This is a genomic window from Parafrankia sp. EAN1pec, assembly GCF_000018005.1.
Classification (GTDB): Bacteria; Actinomycetota; Actinomycetes; order Frankiales; family Frankiaceae; genus Parafrankia; species Parafrankia soli.
Genome location: NC_009921.1, coordinates 5,415,692 through 5,432,564, shown reverse-complemented (window position 1 = coordinate 5,432,564; position 16,873 = coordinate 5,415,692). Strand labels below are relative to the sequence as shown.

Annotated in this window: 12 protein-coding genes and 2 pseudogenes; 9 read left to right on the top strand and 5 right to left on the bottom strand. The window is 70.4% G+C overall.

Annotated features, from left to right (window positions below; all coding sequences use genetic code 11):
* Positions 1 to 50: 50 nt before the first annotated feature.
* A complete protein-coding gene (locus tag FRANEAN1_RS22150; RefSeq protein ID WP_020462050.1) occupies positions 51 to 1,349 on the bottom strand; it encodes an SRPBCC family protein in 1,299 nt (432 codons plus the stop codon).
* 77 nt (positions 1,350 to 1,426) lie between these two features.
* Here FRANEAN1_RS22150 and FRANEAN1_RS22145 point away from each other — a divergent pair, with 77 nt between their 5' ends.
* The 4 genes and pseudogenes from FRANEAN1_RS22145 to FRANEAN1_RS39400 all read left to right on the top strand — a co-directional run.
* Positions 1,427 to 2,080: a TetR/AcrR family transcriptional regulator gene (locus FRANEAN1_RS22145; protein ID WP_020462049.1), complete on the top strand. Its 654-nt coding sequence runs from the start codon at positions 1,427 to 1,429 to the stop codon at positions 2,078 to 2,080.
* A 326-nt stretch (positions 2,081 to 2,406) separates the two neighbouring features.
* Positions 2,407 to 7,320, top strand: coding sequence for a diguanylate cyclase (locus tag FRANEAN1_RS22140; RefSeq protein ID WP_347176711.1), 4,914 nt, complete (start codon positions 2,407 to 2,409; stop codon positions 7,318 to 7,320).
* 85 nt (positions 7,321 to 7,405) lie between these two features.
* Positions 7,406 to 8,007, top strand: a pseudogene (locus FRANEAN1_RS22135) (acyl-CoA dehydrogenase family protein); the annotation flags it as partial.
* Between the two features lie 5 nt (positions 8,008 to 8,012).
* Positions 8,013 to 8,693: pseudogene (locus FRANEAN1_RS39400) on the top strand (acyl-CoA dehydrogenase family protein); the annotation flags it as partial.
* 81 nt (positions 8,694 to 8,774) lie between these two features.
* Here the strand turns inward: FRANEAN1_RS39400 and FRANEAN1_RS43925 are convergent.
* From FRANEAN1_RS43925 to FRANEAN1_RS22115, 3 genes are all read right to left on the bottom strand, one after another.
* Positions 8,775 to 9,167 (bottom strand): SDR family oxidoreductase, encoded by a 393-nt coding sequence (locus FRANEAN1_RS43925; RefSeq protein ID WP_020462047.1) that lies wholly within the window; start codon positions 9,165 to 9,167, stop codon positions 8,775 to 8,777.
* 47 nt (positions 9,168 to 9,214) lie between these two features.
* Positions 9,215 to 9,556, bottom strand: a complete 342-nt coding sequence (locus tag FRANEAN1_RS22120) for an Lsr2 family protein (protein ID WP_020462046.1) — start codon at positions 9,554 to 9,556, stop codon at positions 9,215 to 9,217.
* Positions 9,557 to 9,738: 182 nt separating this feature from the next.
* Positions 9,739 to 10,674 carry an AraC family transcriptional regulator gene (locus FRANEAN1_RS22115; RefSeq protein WP_020462045.1) on the bottom strand — a complete coding sequence of 312 codons (936 nt, stop codon included), beginning with the start codon at positions 10,672 to 10,674 and terminating at the stop codon, positions 9,739 to 9,741.
* Between the two features lie 101 nt (positions 10,675 to 10,775).
* On the opposite strand from FRANEAN1_RS22115, the gene FRANEAN1_RS22110 reads away from it, so the two are divergent.
* Both FRANEAN1_RS22110 and FRANEAN1_RS22105 read left to right on the top strand, forming a co-directional pair.
* Positions 10,776 to 11,477 (top strand): SDR family oxidoreductase, encoded by a 702-nt coding sequence (locus FRANEAN1_RS22110; protein WP_041256333.1) that lies wholly within the window; start codon positions 10,776 to 10,778, stop codon positions 11,475 to 11,477.
* 344 nt (positions 11,478 to 11,821) lie between these two features.
* Complete coding sequence (locus FRANEAN1_RS22105) at positions 11,822 to 12,709, top strand: aldo/keto reductase (RefSeq protein ID WP_020462043.1); 888 nt, start codon at positions 11,822 to 11,824, stop codon at positions 12,707 to 12,709.
* 44 nt (positions 12,710 to 12,753) lie between these two features.
* On the opposite strand, the gene FRANEAN1_RS22100 is transcribed toward FRANEAN1_RS22105, so the two are convergent.
* Positions 12,754 to 13,470, bottom strand: a complete 717-nt coding sequence (locus tag FRANEAN1_RS22100; protein ID WP_083788309.1) for a flavodoxin — start codon at positions 13,468 to 13,470, stop codon at positions 12,754 to 12,756.
* Positions 13,471 to 13,756: 286 nt separating this feature from the next.
* Here FRANEAN1_RS22100 and FRANEAN1_RS22095 point away from each other — a divergent pair, with 286 nt between their 5' ends.
* The 3 genes from FRANEAN1_RS22095 (at position 13,757) to FRANEAN1_RS22085 (ending at position 16,677) form a co-directional block, all read left to right on the top strand.
* A complete protein-coding gene (locus tag FRANEAN1_RS22095) occupies positions 13,757 to 14,680 on the top strand; it encodes a helix-turn-helix transcriptional regulator (protein WP_020462041.1) in 924 nt (307 codons plus the stop codon).
* 122 nt (positions 14,681 to 14,802) lie between these two features.
* Positions 14,803 to 15,801: an aldo/keto reductase gene (locus FRANEAN1_RS22090; protein ID WP_020462040.1), complete on the top strand. Its 999-nt coding sequence runs from the start codon at positions 14,803 to 14,805 to the stop codon at positions 15,799 to 15,801.
* 45 nt (positions 15,802 to 15,846) lie between these two features.
* Positions 15,847 to 16,677, top strand: coding sequence for an oxidoreductase (locus FRANEAN1_RS22085; protein ID WP_020462039.1), 831 nt, complete (start codon positions 15,847 to 15,849; stop codon positions 16,675 to 16,677).
* Positions 16,678 to 16,873: the final 196 nt, after the last annotated feature.

The window sequence follows — 16,873 nt, the reverse complement described above, 5'->3', positions numbered from 1 at the left end:
CGCGGTTGGAGGCGTAGGCCGAAGAAGACCGCGTCTGATGTCGCGCTGCTTCACTGGCCGCTTCGCGCGCTGACCAGATCCTCGCCGAGGCGGCTGCGGGTCTCGGATCCGCGGGCGGTGTCCGATCCGGCGGTAATGTCGGCCCCGCCCACGCGGTCCGACCTGGTGCGGAGGTCGTCCCGCAGTCGGGCGAGCGTGCGCGCCATCGCCTTCGGAGTGCTGGTGGTGCGGCCGCTCAGCCGCTCGAACACCATGACGGGCGCCGCGCCGGAGAGCTCGAACGTCTGGCGGAGCCGGGTGCCGGCAGCGGTCGGGGTCAGCTCGAAGCGCCACAGCGTGCTGTCCGGCCTGGTACTGGTACGCACGGTGCGGTAGGCGAAGGCCACGCCCGGCTCGGCGGTGACGATCTCGCATTCCCGGCTCCAGCGGGCGCCCCGGAAACGGTTCCAGCCGCGGAAGCGGGCGCCCGGCAGTGGAGCAGCCGCGCCGTCGAGCCACGCGCAGCGGTAGCACTCCGGGCTGTGGCGCGCCATCCGGATGACGTCCGCGATCGCCTCGTACACCTGCTCCGGGGTGGCCTCGATGACGATCTCGGCCTGTCCTCGCAGGGTGACCGGTCCTGGGCTCGCGGCGGTGACGCCGTAGGCGGCGCGGACGCGGCGCTGGTAGCCACGGCGGGTGAGGGTGAGTAGCGCCGGGAAGACCGGCCCGAGCTGGGCGGCTGTCTCGGCCATCCGGGTCGGGTCGGCCGCGTCGAGCCACGGCAGTACGAACCCGAGCCGGATCTTGCTCCCGCGCTGCATCCGCTTCTCCATGGCGGCCAGTTCGTCGTCCGGTACCCGCTCGCGCAGGATCGGCACGACGATGGACTCCTCGACGGCAAGGTGCTCGTCCATCAGGGTGAACAGCACAGTCGCGGCCGCGGCAAACTCGGCGGCGGCGCCGGCCGAGCCCTCAGCCGAGCCCTCAGCTGTGGCCCGGTCGGAGGTGTCGTCCGACGCGCCGGTGGTGGCGGTCGCTGCCAGTCGGGCGAGTGCCGTGCGGACCCGTTCCATCAGCGGGTCCAGTACGTCGTGGTCACCGGCGAGCCCGTCCAGGACGTCGAGCCCGTCCACGCGGTCGAAGGGGTCGGCGAACCGTCGCAGCAGCGGCCACAGGTGCGTGTCCTCGCCGACATGGTGGTGATGGATCACGTTGACGACCTCGTCGAGGTGCGTCCGCAGCGCGGTGAGCTGGGCCGGTCCGGCGTAGCGGCGGCCGGCGGCCAGCTGCGCGGCGAAGTCGGCCAGGCGGCGCGTCTCCGCGCGGATGCCCTCGTGAATCAGCAGGTAGGCGGTGGCGCTGGCCATCGGAGGTGCTCCCTTCCCTATCATCCCTATGATCGATGCAGCGTGACAGTATTGGACCCAGTAGGGATGGGGTTAAATTGGTCGGCAAGGCGACCCGCGCCTACCACTCGCCGCTGCGGGCCGCCCAGGCCCAGGCCACCCGCGCGGCGATCCTGGACGCCGCGGTCGTGGTCTTCGGTGAGCACGGCTACGCCGGGACCACGATGCGCGCCATCGCGGCTGAGGCCGGCGTCGCGGTCGAGTCGGTCTACGCACTGGCGGGCAAGGCACGCCTGCTGGAGCTGGCGTTGGAACGCGCGGTGACCGGGGGAGAGGACGCCGACCGCGCGGACCTTCCCCTCGCCGAGCAGACCGGCTTCCGGGCAGCGCTGGACGCGCCCGACCAGCGTGAACAACTACGCCTGTTCGGACTGATGAGCATCGGCCCAGCCCGCCGTGTGGCGGCTATCAGCCGGGCGTTCATGCAGGCCAGCATGGTCGACGAAGCTCTCGGGAAGCGTTGGCGGGAGCAGGAGGAACGGCGCTGCGCCGACATGCGGACGTTCGTCGCCGCGGTGGCGGCCCGGGGGCCGCTGCGGCCCGGGCTGACCGTCGACACCGCCGCCCGCGACGTCTGGTCGACTCTCAACTGGTACACCACCTGGCTCCTGCTGGAGGAACGCCGCCTCGATGACCGTGCCTTCGCCCACTGGGTCGAGCACACCCTCGCGGCGCTGCTCCTGCCCGGCTGACGCGGCCTGCCCGGCCACGATCTGACGTGGCGCTTGCCGTCGTGGTCGCTGTGCCCGCGTCGCGGAGCGGCGGGGACTCGGGCGCGCGGGCCGCCGCCCCCGCGGTGACGGCGAGCCCCACCGCGAGCGGGCCCCCCGCGTCGCGGACATCTACCAGCGGGTCGGGCCCTCGGTGGCGGCGGTGACGGTACCGCCGCGGCCCGCGGGCCAGCGGCTCGTTGCTTCGCCCATGATTGCGGGCAGGCTAGGGAAGTGAACTGTTTGTGGCGTGGCACGGGGGTGCGGGCATAGTGGCCAGACAGATGACCTCAGGCCGGGATCCTCCGATGGCAGCAGCGTCACAAGTGGTGCTGCACGCGACGGATCAGACCCGGATCAGCCGCCTGGTGCTGCCGAGCGGTTGTGTGATCCGGAAAGAGCCGCTGGGCCCGGACGCACAGCGCCGGGTGCGCCATGAGGTCGAAATCCTCGAACGGCTGGCGGGAGTCGAGGGCGTCGTGCACCTGGCCGCCGGGGCGGCGCAGTGCGCGGGATCGATCCTGCTGGCCGATGTCGGCGGCACGGCGCTGTCCCGGCGGGAGACCCCGCTGGAGCCGGTCGAGCTGATCGATCTTGCCATGTCGCTGGCGCACGCGGTCGCGGGGATGCACCACCGGGGGGTGGTGCACCGGGACCTCTGCCCAGCGAACATCGTGGTGAGCGAGGACAGTGGGGCGCCGTACCTGATCGACTTCGCGCTTGCCACGACCTTCTCGGTGGTCCAGCCGGAGTTCGCCCAGCACGGGGCCGCGGTCGGGACCGTGCCGTACCTGGCACCGGAGCAGACCGGACGGACCGGTCGTCCGGTCGACCAGCGGGCCGACCTGTACGCGCTGGGAGCCAGCCTGTACGAGCTGGCCACCGGCGCGCCGCCGTTCGGCACGGAGGACCCGATCAGGATCATTCATGATCATCTAGCTCGGGTCCCGGACCTGCCAGGGGCGGTCGAGCCGTCCGTGCCCCCCGCGCTGTCCGAGATCATCATGCATCTGCTGGAGAAGGAGCCTGATGATCGTTACCAGACCGCCGAGGGGCTGGCGCATGACCTCGCGCTGGTACGCCGCGGCGTGGTGGCGGTGCGCCCCGGTGAGCACGATCTCCCGACGCGGCCGCTGGCGCCCTCCCGGTTGTGCGGGCGGGACCGGGACCTCGACCGGCTCGACGCGGCGTTCGCCGAGGCCGTCACCGGGAAATCCCGCGGGGTCCTCGTCGCGGGCGCGCCGGGTGTGGGTAAGACATCCCTGGTCAACGCGCTGCGGCCGATCGCTGCTGGCGTCGACGGCTGGTTCGTCGCGGGCAAGTTCGACCAGTACCGCCGCGACCAGGAGTATGACGGAGTCCGCCAGGGGCTGCGGGCGTTGGGCCGGCTGTTGCTGGCCGAGCCCGAGGACTACCTGGCCGAGGTACGGGAGCGGATGCTGCGGGGCCTGGGCCCCAACGCCGGCCTGCTGACGGCCACCGTGCCGGAGCTGGCGACACTGCTGAAGGTTCCGCCGGAGCCGGGCGATCCGATGACCGCCCAGGCGCGGCTGTCACGCACACCGGTCGAGGTGCTGCGCGCCGTGGTCTCCCCGGCGCGGCCAGTGGTGTTCTTCGTCGACGATCTGCAGTGGGCTGGGCGCACCCCCCTGGGCTTCGTCGACCTGGTCTTCACCGGCGAGGAGCAGATCGCCGGACTGCTGCTGGTCGCCGCCTACCGAGAGAGTGACGTCGCCGCCGCGCATCCGCTGGCCCCGATGCTGGCCCGCTGGTCCGACCGGACGGCCGGCCCGCACCAGCTGCGCCTGGGCAGCCTGCCGGCAGTGGGACAGGCGGCCATGGTCGCCGACATGCTGCACCTGGCTCCGGAGCCCGCCGCCCGGCTGGCGCGGGCGATCGCGCCGTCCACCGGCGGCAATCCGTACGACGTCGTGGAACTGCTCAACTCGCTGCGGCGCGAGGGCGTCCTGACACCAGGCGCGGGAGGCTGGCGATGGGACGGGAAGGTGCTGCGCCGCCGGCTCGACCGGGTGGAGGTGACCGCGCTCCTGGCCGCCCGGATGGCCGCGCTGCCGTCCGAGAGCGCCGAGCTGCTGGCGGTGATGGCGAGCCTGGCGGGCCAGGTAGATCTTGATCTTCTCGCGGTCGCGACAGGCCTGCCGCCGGGCGAGCTCGAGCGGCGGCTCGCGCCCGCCTTCGGCGACGGCCTGCTGATGCTGCAGTGCGACGGGCGACCCGGTGTCCGGTTCAACCACGACCGGACGCGCGAGACCGTGTTGGGTGGCAGCCCGGCGGAGGAGCAGCGCGCACGGCGGCTGCGGCTGGCGCGGCGGCTGGCCGACCGGCCGGAGTTCTTCGCCGTGGCTGCCGAGCAGTACCTGCACGTCGTGGACATGGTGCGCAGCACCGGCGAGCGGCGCAGCGTGGTCGCGCTCTTTCGTCGCGCCGCCGAAGAAGCGAGAGTACTGAGCAACTATCCGCTGGTGGAGAGGTTGCTGAGCGCGGCGGTCGGGCTTGTCGACCCGACCGACACCGACATGTTGATCGCCGTCCACACCGACCGGCATGCCGCTCTGTACTGCCTCGGCCGGCTGGACGACGCGGACGACACCTACCGGACCATCGACCGGTTGTGCACCCGGCCGACCCAGCTCACGTCCGCCACGATGGTTCAGGTCATCAGTCTCACCAACCGGGGTCGCGCCGGCGAGGCGATGCGGCTCGGCCTCGGCCAGCTGCGGCGTCTCGGCATGTCGGTTCCGGAGGAGAACGCGCTCGACGAGGAGATCGACCGCGGACTCGACGAACTTCGTCGGTGGATCGACACCACCAGCGAGTCGGATGATCTGCGCAAGCCGGAGATCACCGACCAGTCCCGCCTCAGCACCATCAGGCTCGTCAACCGGGTCATGGTGGCGGCGTTCTTCCACGACCACACGGTGATGGCCTGGCTGGCCATCAGGACTCTGCAGATGTGGGAACGCTACGGCCCGGATCGTGCCCTGGTGGGCCCGGCCAGCCGCATCCCGATCGTGACCATCGTGCGCAGGGGTGACTACCACACCGGGCCACGCATCCTGCGACGGATCCTCGCGGTCGCGCGGGCTCGCGACTACGAGCCCGACGTGTGGCAGGCACTCTTCACCTACGTGGCCACCTGCGGCCACTGGTTCGCGCCTCTGGAGGACAACCTCCCCGACGGCCATCGCGCGCTGGAGGGCCTTCTGCTGGGCGGCGACCTGCAGAACGCGTGCTGGACCCACTACGCACTGGTGTGCGACCTGTTGGACTGCGCTCCGTCGCTCGACGTCTTCGCCACGGCGGTCGAGGAGGCGCTCGCCTTCGCCCTGCGCACCGGAAACGGGCACGCCGAAGGAACGTTCCGGGCCTACCTCCGGATGGTGCGGGTGCTGCGGGAACCCGTCGAGCCGGCCGGTGACGACGCGGCCGAGCTGGGCCTGCTGGCGGCCGACCCGTTCTCTCTCGCCAACCGGCACGTGGCACGGGCTCTCGCCGCGGCGGTTCTCGACCACCCGGCCGACGCGGCGCGGCATGCCGCGGCCGTGATGCCCTGTGGGGCCGTGATCGGGACGAACTATCCCATGGCGGTGGCGCGGATGCTGCTCGCGATGACGCTGGCGGCACGGGCGCGGGCCGCGGGAGCGGATCAGCGCGACGCCGTGCTGGACGAGCTCGACGAACTGATCGAATGGCTGGCCGCGCGGGCGGCGGACGCACCGAGCAACTTCCTGCATCTGCTGCGCCTGGTGGAAGCGGAACGGGCGTGGGCCGTCGGGGACTTCCACGAGGCGGCATACACGTTCGACGTGGCGCTGCGCGAGGCGTCAGCCCGGATGCGCCCATGGCATCGGGCGTTCACACTGGAACGCGCCGCACGCTTCTACCTGTCACACGGCATGGAGGCGGCCGGCCTCGCGTTCCTGCGGGCCGCCCGGGGCCAGTACCTGGAATGGGGCGCGACGGCGAAGGTCAGCCAACTCGACTGGGCCTACCCGGCGCTGCGGACCGCCGCGATGGCCGCGCCCGCGGGGCCGATCGTCCTCCCGCAGGCGGAGCAGTCCGGGCGCCGCTCGACCGTGGCGACCGGCACTGTCGACCTGCTCGCCGTGGTCGCCGCATCCCAGGCGCTCAGCTCCGAGACCAGCGTGGACGGCCTGCAGGCGAAAGTGGTGGGAATACTCTCCGAGACGACCGGCGCCACCAGCGTCCACCTCCTGCTGCGAGAAAAGGAGCAGGACCGATGGCTGGTACTCACCGGAGCCGGCGGCACCGTCTCGCTCCAGGAAGCCGGCCGGCGGCGCCTGCTGCCGGTCTCGGTCATCCGCTACGCCACCCGCACCCACGAACCCGTCGTCGTCGCCAACGCCACCCGGGACGACCGCTTTCACCGCGACCCCTACTTCGCCGGACTCAACCGCTGCTCGCTGCTCGCCGTCCCCGTCATGACCCGGGGCAGCCTGCGGGCGATGCTCCTGCTGGAGAACCGGATGATCCGCGGCGCGTTCTCCACCGAACGCCTCGAAGGCATGATGATCATCACGGGGCAGCTCGCGGTCTCGCTCGACAACGCCCTGATCTACGCGTCGCTGGAACGCAAGGTCGCCGAGCGAACCAGGCAGCTGGCCGCCACGAACAGGCAGCTTGCCGCGGCGAACCACCAGCTCGAACAGCTTTCGATCACCGACCCGCTCACCGGGCTGGCCAACCGGCGGCGTCTTGGGGAGGTGCTGGCCGTCGAGTGGGAACGGGCCCGGCAGCACGCCGGGCCGATTGCGCTCGCGATGGTCGACATCGACCACTTCAAGCTCTACAACGACCATTTCGGGCACGCCGCCGGTGACCGGTGCCTGCAGCGGGTCGCCGCATGCCTCGCCGGGAACATCGGCGACACCCTGCTCGCCGCCCGCTACGGGGGAGAGGAGTTCACCGTCGTGATGCCCGACACCGACCTGGGCGCCGGTGCCCAGGTCGCCCGGCATCTGTGCCGTGCCGTCGAGGACCTGGCCGAACCACACCCGCTGACGGCCGAGCGCATCATCACCGTCAGCATCGGCGTCACCGCGACAGTCCCCGTCGCCGCCGCTGCGGCCGCCGACGCGGCAACGGGCGACGGCATGGTCGCCTTTGTCAAGGCCGCGGACACCGCGTTGTACCGGGCGAAACACAGTGGACGTAACCAGGTGGAGACCGCAGTGCGTTGATGCTCGCCGCGGCCGGCGTCGCCGCCCTCCTCGCGAACCACGGCCTCTCGGCCTCTCGGCCCTCCCGGCACCGTACGGAGGCCCGATGAACCGTGATCTGCCCGAGGAACTCCACCGGCGCGTGGAACAGTTCCTCGCCGAGCACGACACGGCGACCACGGAGCGCGTGACCTGGCTCCGGGCGCGGTTCGACGCCGGGCTGGCCTGGGTGTCCTTCCCCGAGGGCCTGGGATGGCCGCGCCGACGATCCTCAGGTTCGGGACCGACGAGCAGAAGCGGCGTTTCCTGCGGCCGCTGTGGACCGGTGAGGAGATCTGGTGCCAGCTTTTCAGCGAGCCCGGCGCCGGCTCCGACCTTGCCGGTGTCGCCACCCGCGCGGTTCGTGACGGCGACACCTGGCTGGTCAACGGGCAGAAGGTGTGGATCTCGGGCGCTCACCAGGCCCGGTTCGCGATCCTGCTCGCCCGCACGAACCCCGACGTGCCGAAGCACGGTGGGCTGACCTACTTCCTGTGCGACATGACCGACCCCGGCGTCGACGTCCGGCCGCTGCGCCAGATCACCGGCGAAGCGGAGTTCAACGAGGTCTTCCTCACCGACGTGTCGATTCCCGACAGCCAGCGGCTCGGCGCCGAGGGGGAAGGTTGGAAGGTCGCCAACGCCACGTTGAACAACGAGCGGGTGGCGACGGCCGTGAGGCCGCCGTAGTGCTGGAGGAGCTCGGCCGCGCGGCGGCGCCGGTGGCCGTTCCTCACCAGCGCCGTCGTCGCGACCGCCGTCCTGCTGGAGGCGGAGACGGACCTCCTGCCCCTGCTGGCCGAGGGGAAGCGGACCGCCTGCCTCGTCGTGCCACTCTCGCTCGGCCCCGCCGACGGAGAACTGCCGTCGGTCCGGGCCGAGGCCGGGGGCCGGCTCACCGGCACCATCACCAGCGTGGCGGGGGCCCTGGAGGCCGACGTACTGCTGGTGCCGGCCCGGGCGTGGCCTGTTGGTGCCTCGACACGACGGTGGCCTTCCTCAAGGAACGCCGGCAGTTCGGCCGTGCGCTTGGTGGCTTCCAGGCCTTCAAGCATCGTCTCGCGGACCTCTACACCGGCGTCGAGTCCATGAACGCCGCTGCCCGCCATGCCGCCGCAGCGCTCGCGGCCGGCGATCCGGACGTTCCCGTGACGACCGCGGTGGCGCAGGTCTACTGCGGCGACCTCGCGGTCACCGCCGCCGAGGAGGCGGTGCAACTGCACGGCGGCATTGGGATGACCTGGGAGTACCCGGCGCACCTGTACCTCAAGCGGGCCAAGGCCGACCAGATCGCGTTCGGCGCGCCGGGCGCCCACCGTGTCCGGCGCGCGGGACTCGTCGGACTGGAGACGTGATGATCGAGACTGGAGACGTGATGATCGAGATCGGGGCGTTCCACTCGCCGGGTGTTCTGTGGCTCGAGACGTAGGGCTGGCTCAGTACCCGCTGGCGCTCGGTCGGCCCTGAGCGCCGTCTACGGCGATGGTGGCTCCGTTCACCCAGCTGGCGCGCTCTGAGAGCAGGAAGGTGACCACGTCCGCGACCTCGTCGACGGTGCCCAGTCGGCGGGCGGGGAAGTCTCGCTGGACGAACTCGTCGAACTCGTTCGGGTGGCGCCGGGAGTACCGCTCCCACCCGCCGTCGGGGAAGAGGACGGATCCCGGGCTGACGGCGTTGACGCGGATGTCGAACCTGCCCCGGTACTGTTCCGCGCCGCAGGACCGGTTCCAGGTGGTATCTGGACGCTCGGGAACGACGGGCTCGGCCGGGCCCGGACCGAGCGGACCGCGTGCCAGGCCCGCCCGGGACCACCTCGGTGCTGCCCTCACCGCGCGATCGGAGGTAGCACGGCACGACGGTCACCCCGGACTGGTGCTCAGTGAGCCTTGTCGAAAGCCTCGACGATGTTCGACGCGATACGACCCCGGTCGCTCACCGTGTAGCCGTTGCTGCGCGCCCACTCGCGGATGTCGGCGGTGCGGTCGGTTCCCGCGGAACGCGGCGAGGCGGCGCGCGGGCCGCGCCGTCCGCTGCCGGCGCGGCCACCGGAACGGCGGGCCGCCGTAACGAACGAGGCCAGTGACTCCCGCAGTTTTGTGGCGTTCGTCTCTGACAGGTCGATCTCGTAGTGTGCGCCGTCCAGCCCGAACCGGACGGTCTCCTCGGCCGTCTCTCCGCTGAGGTCGTCGATCAGCGAAACGATGGTCTTCTGCGCCATGAGCATTCCCCGTTCATACGTGCGGACCGTGTATCCGCGATGTATTGCATACCGTATCGCGTAATCGCACGGATGGGCCTGTCGCATCCGCCGAAATCGGCTAATCATGACCGGATGGCTTCCGGATGGGAGCATCACATCGGGCTTGTGGAGCACTCTTGGGTGGCTCATGGGCCGGCGGGTCAGGAGTCGCGGGCGGAGTCCCGTGCGCTGACGCGGTACCGGCCCGGTGGCTGCGAGCGGGCGCGGGTGAAGGCGCGGTTGAAGGCGTAGACCGAGGTGTACCCGACCGACCTGGCGATGCTTTCCAGCGTGTCGTCGGTGTCCCGCAGCCGGCGGGCCGCGAGGTCCATCCGCCAGCGGGTGAGGTAGGCCCCGGGCGTCTCGCCGACTACCGCGGGGAACCGCCGCGACAGCGTGGCGCGGGACACGGAGATCTCACCGGCCAGGGCCTCGGTGGTCCAGGCACGCGCGGGATCCTCATGGAGCTTCGCGACCGCGGCGCCGACAACCGGATCGTCGAGGACGCCCAGCCAGGAGGCCGCGGGCCGGGCCTGGCCGGTCGCAAGCCACACCCGCAGCAGCTGGATGAGGAGGATGTCGACGAGCCTGTCCAGGACGACGGCTGTCCCGAGCCGCGGATGGGCGAGTTCACGCCCGAGCAGCCGAACGGTGTCATCGAGGCACCCCCCGGCGTTGTCCGCACGGATGTGGACCAGGTCGGGAAGCAGGGTGAGGACCTGGGTCGTGACGGCAGGGTCATGCGAGTAGTGCGCGCACAGGATGTGGGTGCGGACCGGGCCGGAGCCGATCCTCACCGCGCCGGAGTCGGCCCACTCCCAGCTGTCGAAGGCGTGCGCACCGGTTCGAGCCAGAGTGTCGGTGTCGCTCGCCAGGACGTGTTCGGTGCCGCTCGGCAGGAGAACGACGTCACCGGGCATGAGCTGGCGCGCGGACTGGCCCGGGCTCGCCAGCCAGGCTGTTCCCGCGGTGACCGCGTGGAAGGCGGCGCCGCGCGAGGCCGCCGCCCACCAGCCCCAGTTCTCCCCGGCCTCGATCCTCGCCCCGAGGGTGCCGCGAACCCCCGAGACCGCCAGCACGTCGGCGAGGACATCCACGGACGCAGCGTACCGGGAGGCCTCATGTGGTGAGGCAGACGGATATCAGAATGAGCATCTCAGGCATCCACGCGCTCATGGCCGCGCCCTACGGTTCATCCATGAACCTCTCTGGAAGCATCGCCCTCGTCACCGGCGCGAACCGCGGCATCGGCCGCCACTTCGTCGAACAGCTCCACGACCGGGGGGCGTCGAAGGTCTACGCCACGGCGCGCAACCCCCGGTCGGCCGACCTCCCCGGTGTCGAGACGCTGCCGCTCGACATCACCGACCCGGACTCGGTCGCCGCGGCCGCCGCCGCGGCATCCGACGTCACGCTGCTGGTCAACAACGCCGGCGTGTCCACCGCGCAGAATCTCGTCACCGGCGATCTGACGAAGATCCGTCTTGAGATGGACACCCACTTCTACGGAACCCTCGCGATGGTGCGCGCGTTCGCCCCGGTGCTCGCCGGCAACGGCGGCGGCGCGGTCCTCAACGTCCTTTCCAGGCTGTCCTGGCTGTCCTATCTCGGGGCCAACGCCTACAGCGCGGCCAAGGCCGCGGAGTGGAGCCTGACCAACGGAATCCGCCTGGAGCTGCGCGAGCAGGGCACCCTCGTCACGGGTCTGGTCCTGAGCAGCACAGACACCGACATGATGGCCGGCTGGGACATCCCGAAGAACGATCCGGCCGATGTCGTACGTGCGGCGTTGGACGGCCTGGAGGCCGGGCGGTTCGAGATCCTCGCCGACCGGGACAGTGCCGAGGCCAAGGCGGCGCTCAGCACCGACCCGGGTGTCCTGTACGCCCAGACCGGATGACGGCCCGCACGCGCGGAACCTTCCGTTTCCTCGGGACGAGACTCGCCGCCGTCGGCTCCTTGCTGACCGAGTCGGCATCTCTCCGGCGACGCGGTCATCGCCTCAGGAAACCCGGGTCACGATCGCACGAGGAGTCCCTGCTGAAAGGGGTAACGACAGGGACTCCCTGTGGCCGGTTGATCGTGATTTAACTCGGATGATCTGGGGGAGGGTGTGAGTCTCCAAGGAACTGCGTGTGGTGAGGTGGGGCCCGAAGCGCTGAGCCTTCAGTTACCGTCGGGTCCTGCACCGCTGAGCACGCTCAGATCATCGTCTCCGATTTTCGACGGGAAGAGGAACGCCCCATGTCCACCAGGACGCACATAACGCTGAACAACGGGGTCGAGATGCCCGCGCTCGGTCTCGGTGTCTTCCAGACCCCGCCGGAGGAGACCCGGTCGGCTGTTGAAACGGCGCTGTCGGCCGGTTACCGGCACATCGACACCGCGGCGGCCTACGGCAACGAGCGGCAGGTCGGCGAGGCCGTCCTCAAGTCCGGTGTCGACCGGACCGACGTCTTTCTGGAGACCAAGATCTGGATCAGCGACTACGGCTACGACCAGACCCTGCACGGCTTCGAGAAGAGCGCGCGCAAGCTCGGCGTCGACCAGATCGACCTGCTCATCCTGCATCAGGCGCTGCCGTCGGAGTTCGACAGGACCCTGGAGGCCTACCGCGCCCTGGAGGCGCTGCTCGCCGACGGGAAGGTCCGCGCGATCGGGGTCAGCAACTTCATGGTCGAGCATCTCACCGCCCTGCTGGAGCGGGCGAGTGTCGTCCCCGCGGTGAACCAGATCGAGGTGCACCCCTACTTCACCCAGCGCGAGGTGCAGGCGATCGACACCAAGCACGGCATCCTCACCCAGGCATGGTCACCGATCGGTGGAATCACGTTCTACCGTGCCGGCAGCCACGGCAGCACCCTGCGGGACCCGGCGATCGGTGAGATCGCGCAAGCGCACGGCAGGACGCCGGCGCAGGTGATGCTGCGCTGGCACCTGCAGCAGGGCCGGTCGGCGATCCCGAAGTCGACGCGACCGGAGCGGATCGCGGAGAACTTCGACGTGTTCGACTTCGAGCTGACGGACAAGCAGCTCGCCGTGATCGATGGCCTCGACACCGGCCGACGCGGCGGCCCGGAGCCCAGCGACATCACTCTTGCGACCTTCAGTAAAGCGATCCCTGAAGCCTGATTACCCCACTTCATCCTGTGAGGCCCCAGAACTCGGATCGAAAATCACAGGAGGTTGACACGCCGCAGCCATGCGTCGACGTCGGCGCCGGCTTGCGTGACTTCTTCGCCGCGTACCGCGAGGCCCGCCCCGATGGTTGCGCCGGGACATGAGGCGGCGTAGTCGAGTTCTGTGGTTCCCAGTCCACTCATGGCGTAGGTCGTGACCGGAAGAACGGTCTTGCCGCTGAAGTCCAGGCTCTCCGTGAACGTCGACATGATCATCGGCGCTCTGACATTCCAGATCGGGCTTCCCAGCAGAATCATGTCGTACCGCTCGATCGAGCGCAGAGGGTTGGCGATGGCCGGGCGTGCGTCGGTGTTCTGTTCACGGACATTTCGCCCGACAGTCTGCTCGTAGTCGTCCGGGTATGGGTCGGCCGGCTCGATGCGGTGAACGTCGCACCGGACCCGCGTGCTGATTATGCCAGCCAGCGCCTCGGTGTTTCCGACGTCAAGGTGATTACGCCCGCCGTAGTAATAGTTCTCGCCCGCCCGGGAGAAGTAGGCCAGCAGAACGGACTGCTCCGCCAGGGCCGGCGTCGCGGGCCGTGCCGAGGGCGAGGACGCTGGCCGAGGTGGCGAGGGCGCGGAACATCCACTGACGGGGACACCGGCCAGCACCGTCGCTCCTGCGCCGAGCGCGCCACGCAGGAGCGAGCGGCGCAGGAGCGACCGGCGCCCGAGCACGGCCGGCCTCTGGCTACCAATGTTTGTCCTCATCGGCCGGTGCTCGGCGCGAGGCTGCGCGAGCCGTGCCGTTCCGTGTACTGAGCCCCGCCCGTGCTCGACAGGCCCAGGCCCGGCGCCGCGGCCCACCCGTGCTCCATGAGGCTCCCTAACGTTGCGGATGGACGATGCCGCGGGTCAGCGCCCGAGCGGCGTCCGACGCGGAACTGCCCGGGTCAGCCGATCGAAACCACCCGCCGGACGCGGCTGGGAGTCCCGGTCGTGAGGGGTCCCGGCAGTACCTCCCACCACCGGTGGGCGTCGCCGTACCGTCGGGCCCATGGACAACCGCGCCGAGGTTCGCGACTTTCTCGTCGGCCGGCGCGCCCGGATCAGCCCCGAACAGGCCGGACTGGCCACTTTCGGTGACACCCGTCGGGTTCCCGGCCTCCGCCGCGGTGAGGTCGCCCACCTCGCCGGCGTGAGCGTGGAGTACTACACCCGCCTTGAGCGCGGAAATCTCGCCGGCGTGTCCGAAACCGTGCTGGACTCCCTGGCCCGGGCGCTACACCTCGACGAGGCCGAGCGCGCCTACCTGTTCGACCTCGCCAGGACCGCCACAGGCCCCGCACGACCGGCACGGGGAAGCCAGCATGCCCGGGTGCGGCCCAGCATCCGCCGCGTCCTGGACGCCATCACCGGCGCGCCGGCCTACGTACGCAACGCGCGCATGGACATCCTCGCCGCCAACGACCTCTGCTTTGCCCTTTACGTCGACATCCTCACTCCGCGGACCCTCCCGGTGAACTTCGCGCGGTTCCTGTTCCTCGACCCCCGGGCCACCGACTTCTTCATCGACTGGCCTACTGTCGCCGACGCCGCCGCCGAGGGCCTGCGCGGTGAAGCCGGCCGCAGCCCGCTTGACCGTCAGCTCTCCGACCTCATCGGGGAACTGGCGACCCGCAGCGACGAGTTCCGCATCCGCTGGGCCCGCCACAACGTCCGCCTCCACCGCACAGCCGTGAAACGACTACGTCACCCGGTCATCGGCGACATCGAACTGACCGGCGACGCCATGGAACTACCCGCGGACGCGCTCACCCTCATCACCTACACCGCCAGCCACGCCGCGGCCCAACAGCAACTCGGCTTCCTGGCCAGCTGGACCGGCGACCAGCGTCAATCCCGGCCAGGCGGCCCCCCGGCGGGAACGACGATCCCGCCGACGTCGAAGTCGAAAGACCTGGCCGAGCCGTCGCACTGACGGCGACGGACTGGCGTAACAGCACGGCCGGAGAACATGTCACCCTCCCCGCCGCCCGCGTGAAGTCGACATCGCTCCTCCGGCGACCTGGCCTTGTCGTCAATCCTGTCGAAGGACCCACCATGGAATACGCCAACCTCGGAACCTCCGGGCTGAAGGTCAGCCGTATCGCGCTCGGCTGCATGAGTTTCGGCAGGCCCGGCACGGGTCGCGACTGGGCGCTGGACGCCGACGCCGCCAAGCCGATCTTTCAGCAGGCCGTCGACCTCGGCATCACGCTTTGGGATACCGCCAACACCTACAGTCGGGGGACGTCCGAGGAGATCACCGGTGAAGCTGTGAAGCGGTACACGAGCCGCGACCAGGTCGTGATCGCGACGAAGCTGTTCGCGCCGATGGGCTCCGGCCCCGGCGGCCGGGGCCTTTCGCGCCGCGCCGTCTTCGAGCAGCTCGACGCGTCGCTGCGACGGCTCGGCACCGATTGGATCGACCTTTACCAGATCCACCGATTCGACCCGCACACCCCCGTCGAGGAGACGATGGAGGCCCTCCACGACGCCGTGAAATCGGGCAAGGTGCGCTACCTGGGCGCTTCCTCGATGTGGGCCTGGCAGTTCTCCAAGCTGCAGTACACCGCGCAGCTGCACGGCTGGACGAAGTTCATCTCCATGCAGGACCAGTACAACCTCGTCGCCCGCGAGGAAGAGCGCGAGATGTTCCCGCTGCTGTCGGACCAGGGCGTCGGCAGCCTGCCATGGTCGCCGCTCGCTGCCGGCCTGGTGACCCGGCCGTGGGGTGACGCGAGCACGACCCGCGGCGCGCTGAACCCGACGGCCGACGCGTCCGGCACCCCGCTGTTCCTCGACAGCGACCGCGGGACGGTCGACGCGGTCCAGCGCATCGCCGAGGCACGGGGGACCTCGATGGCGCAGGTGGCGATGGCGTGGGTGCTGCGCAACCCTGTCGTGACCGCCCCGATCGTCGGAGCGACCAAGTCGCACCATCTCGCCGACGCCGTGGCCGCGCTCGACATCAATCTCGGTAAGGACGAGGTCACCGCTCTGGAGGAGAGCTACACGCCGCGCAGGCCGACCTACTACGGCTCCGAGTCGGGGTACTGAGCCTGTGACCAGATTCCGTCCTCGACGCACAAGGAGCTGATGCCGATGCAGACCTGGTTGATCACCGGCTGTTCCACGGGCCTGGGCCGCGCGCTCGCGCAGGCCCTGCTCGATCATGGCCACAACGTGGCCGCCACAGCCCGGGACGTCGCCCACGTGGCCGACCTCGCCGAGGCGTACCCCGGCCGCGCGCTCGCGCTCGCGCTCGACGTCACCGATGGTGCGCAGGTCACGCGCGCCGTCCAGCAGGCCGAACAGCGGTTCGGTGGTGTCGACGTGCTCGTCAACAACGCCGGCTACGGGTATCGGGCGGCGGTCGAGGAGGGCGACGAGGACGACGTCCGCCGGCTGTTCGCCACCAATTTCTTCGGCGCGGTGTCGATGGCCAAAGGTGTGCTCCCGGGCATGCGCGCGCGACGGCGTGGCGCGATCGTCAACATCTCGTCGATCGGCGCGCGCATCTGCCCGCCGGGATCGGGCTACTACTCGGCGACCAAGGCGGCGCTCGAGGGCCTGACGGGCTCGCTGCGCAGAGAGCTCGGGCCGCTCGGCATCCACGCGATCGTCGTCGAGCCCGGTGCCTTCCGGACCGACTTCGCGGGCCGCTCTCTCCAGCAGGCCGCGACGCCGATCGCCGACTACGTTGACACGGCCGGGCGTCGCCGCAAGGAGCACGACATGACGCACGGCACCGAGCCGGGCGACCCGGCGAAGGCCGCCGAGGCGATCATCGCCGCCGTCGAGTCGGCGTCGCCCCCCGCGCTGCTCGTGCTCGGCCAGGACGCCGTGCGGCTCTTCCGTGACACGCTGGAGGGCCAGCTCGCTGAGCTGACGGAGTGGGAGAAGACCAGCCTCGCCACCGCCGTCGACGCCTAGGCCGTACCGCCGCCCATCCGGACCGACGGATATCCGTCCAGGTCACGAGGGCTTCGTCATCGTCATCAGCACGCAGACGCCACTGACCCGACCGGGGCTACCGGTCGGGTCAGTGGCGTCTGGTCGAGTCAACCGACATCGACCGATTGCCCCCGGGCGAGCTGGCAGATCACTTGCCCTGATGCGTTGACCACGG

Bases quoted from the DNA above. Each gene is read 5' to 3' on its own strand.
- FRANEAN1_RS22120 (WP_020462046.1), bottom strand. From the start codon at position 9,556: ATGGCGCAGAAGACCATCGTTTCGCTGATCGACGACCTCAGCGGAGAG.
- FRANEAN1_RS22090 (WP_020462040.1), top strand. From the start codon at position 14,803: ATGGAATACGCCAACCTCGGAACCTCCGGGCTGAAGGTCAGCCGTATC.
- FRANEAN1_RS22095 (WP_020462041.1), top strand. From the start codon at position 13,757: ATGGACAACCGCGCCGAGGTTCGCGACTTTCTCGTCGGCCGGCGCGCC.
- FRANEAN1_RS22150 (WP_020462050.1), bottom strand. From the start codon at position 1,349: ATGGCCAGCGCCACCGCCTACCTGCTGATTCACGAGGGCATCCGCGCG.
- FRANEAN1_RS22085 (WP_020462039.1), top strand. From the start codon at position 15,847: ATGCAGACCTGGTTGATCACCGGCTGTTCCACGGGCCTGGGCCGCGCG.
- FRANEAN1_RS22100 (WP_083788309.1), bottom strand. From the start codon at position 13,470: ATGAGGACAAACATTGGTAGCCAGAGGCCGGCCGTGCTCGGGCGCCGG.
- FRANEAN1_RS22140 (WP_347176711.1), top strand. From the start codon at position 2,407: ATGGCAGCAGCGTCACAAGTGGTGCTGCACGCGACGGATCAGACCCGG.
- FRANEAN1_RS22110 (WP_041256333.1), top strand. From the start codon at position 10,776: ATGAACCTCTCTGGAAGCATCGCCCTCGTCACCGGCGCGAACCGCGGC.
- FRANEAN1_RS22105 (WP_020462043.1), top strand. From the start codon at position 11,822: ATGTCCACCAGGACGCACATAACGCTGAACAACGGGGTCGAGATGCCC.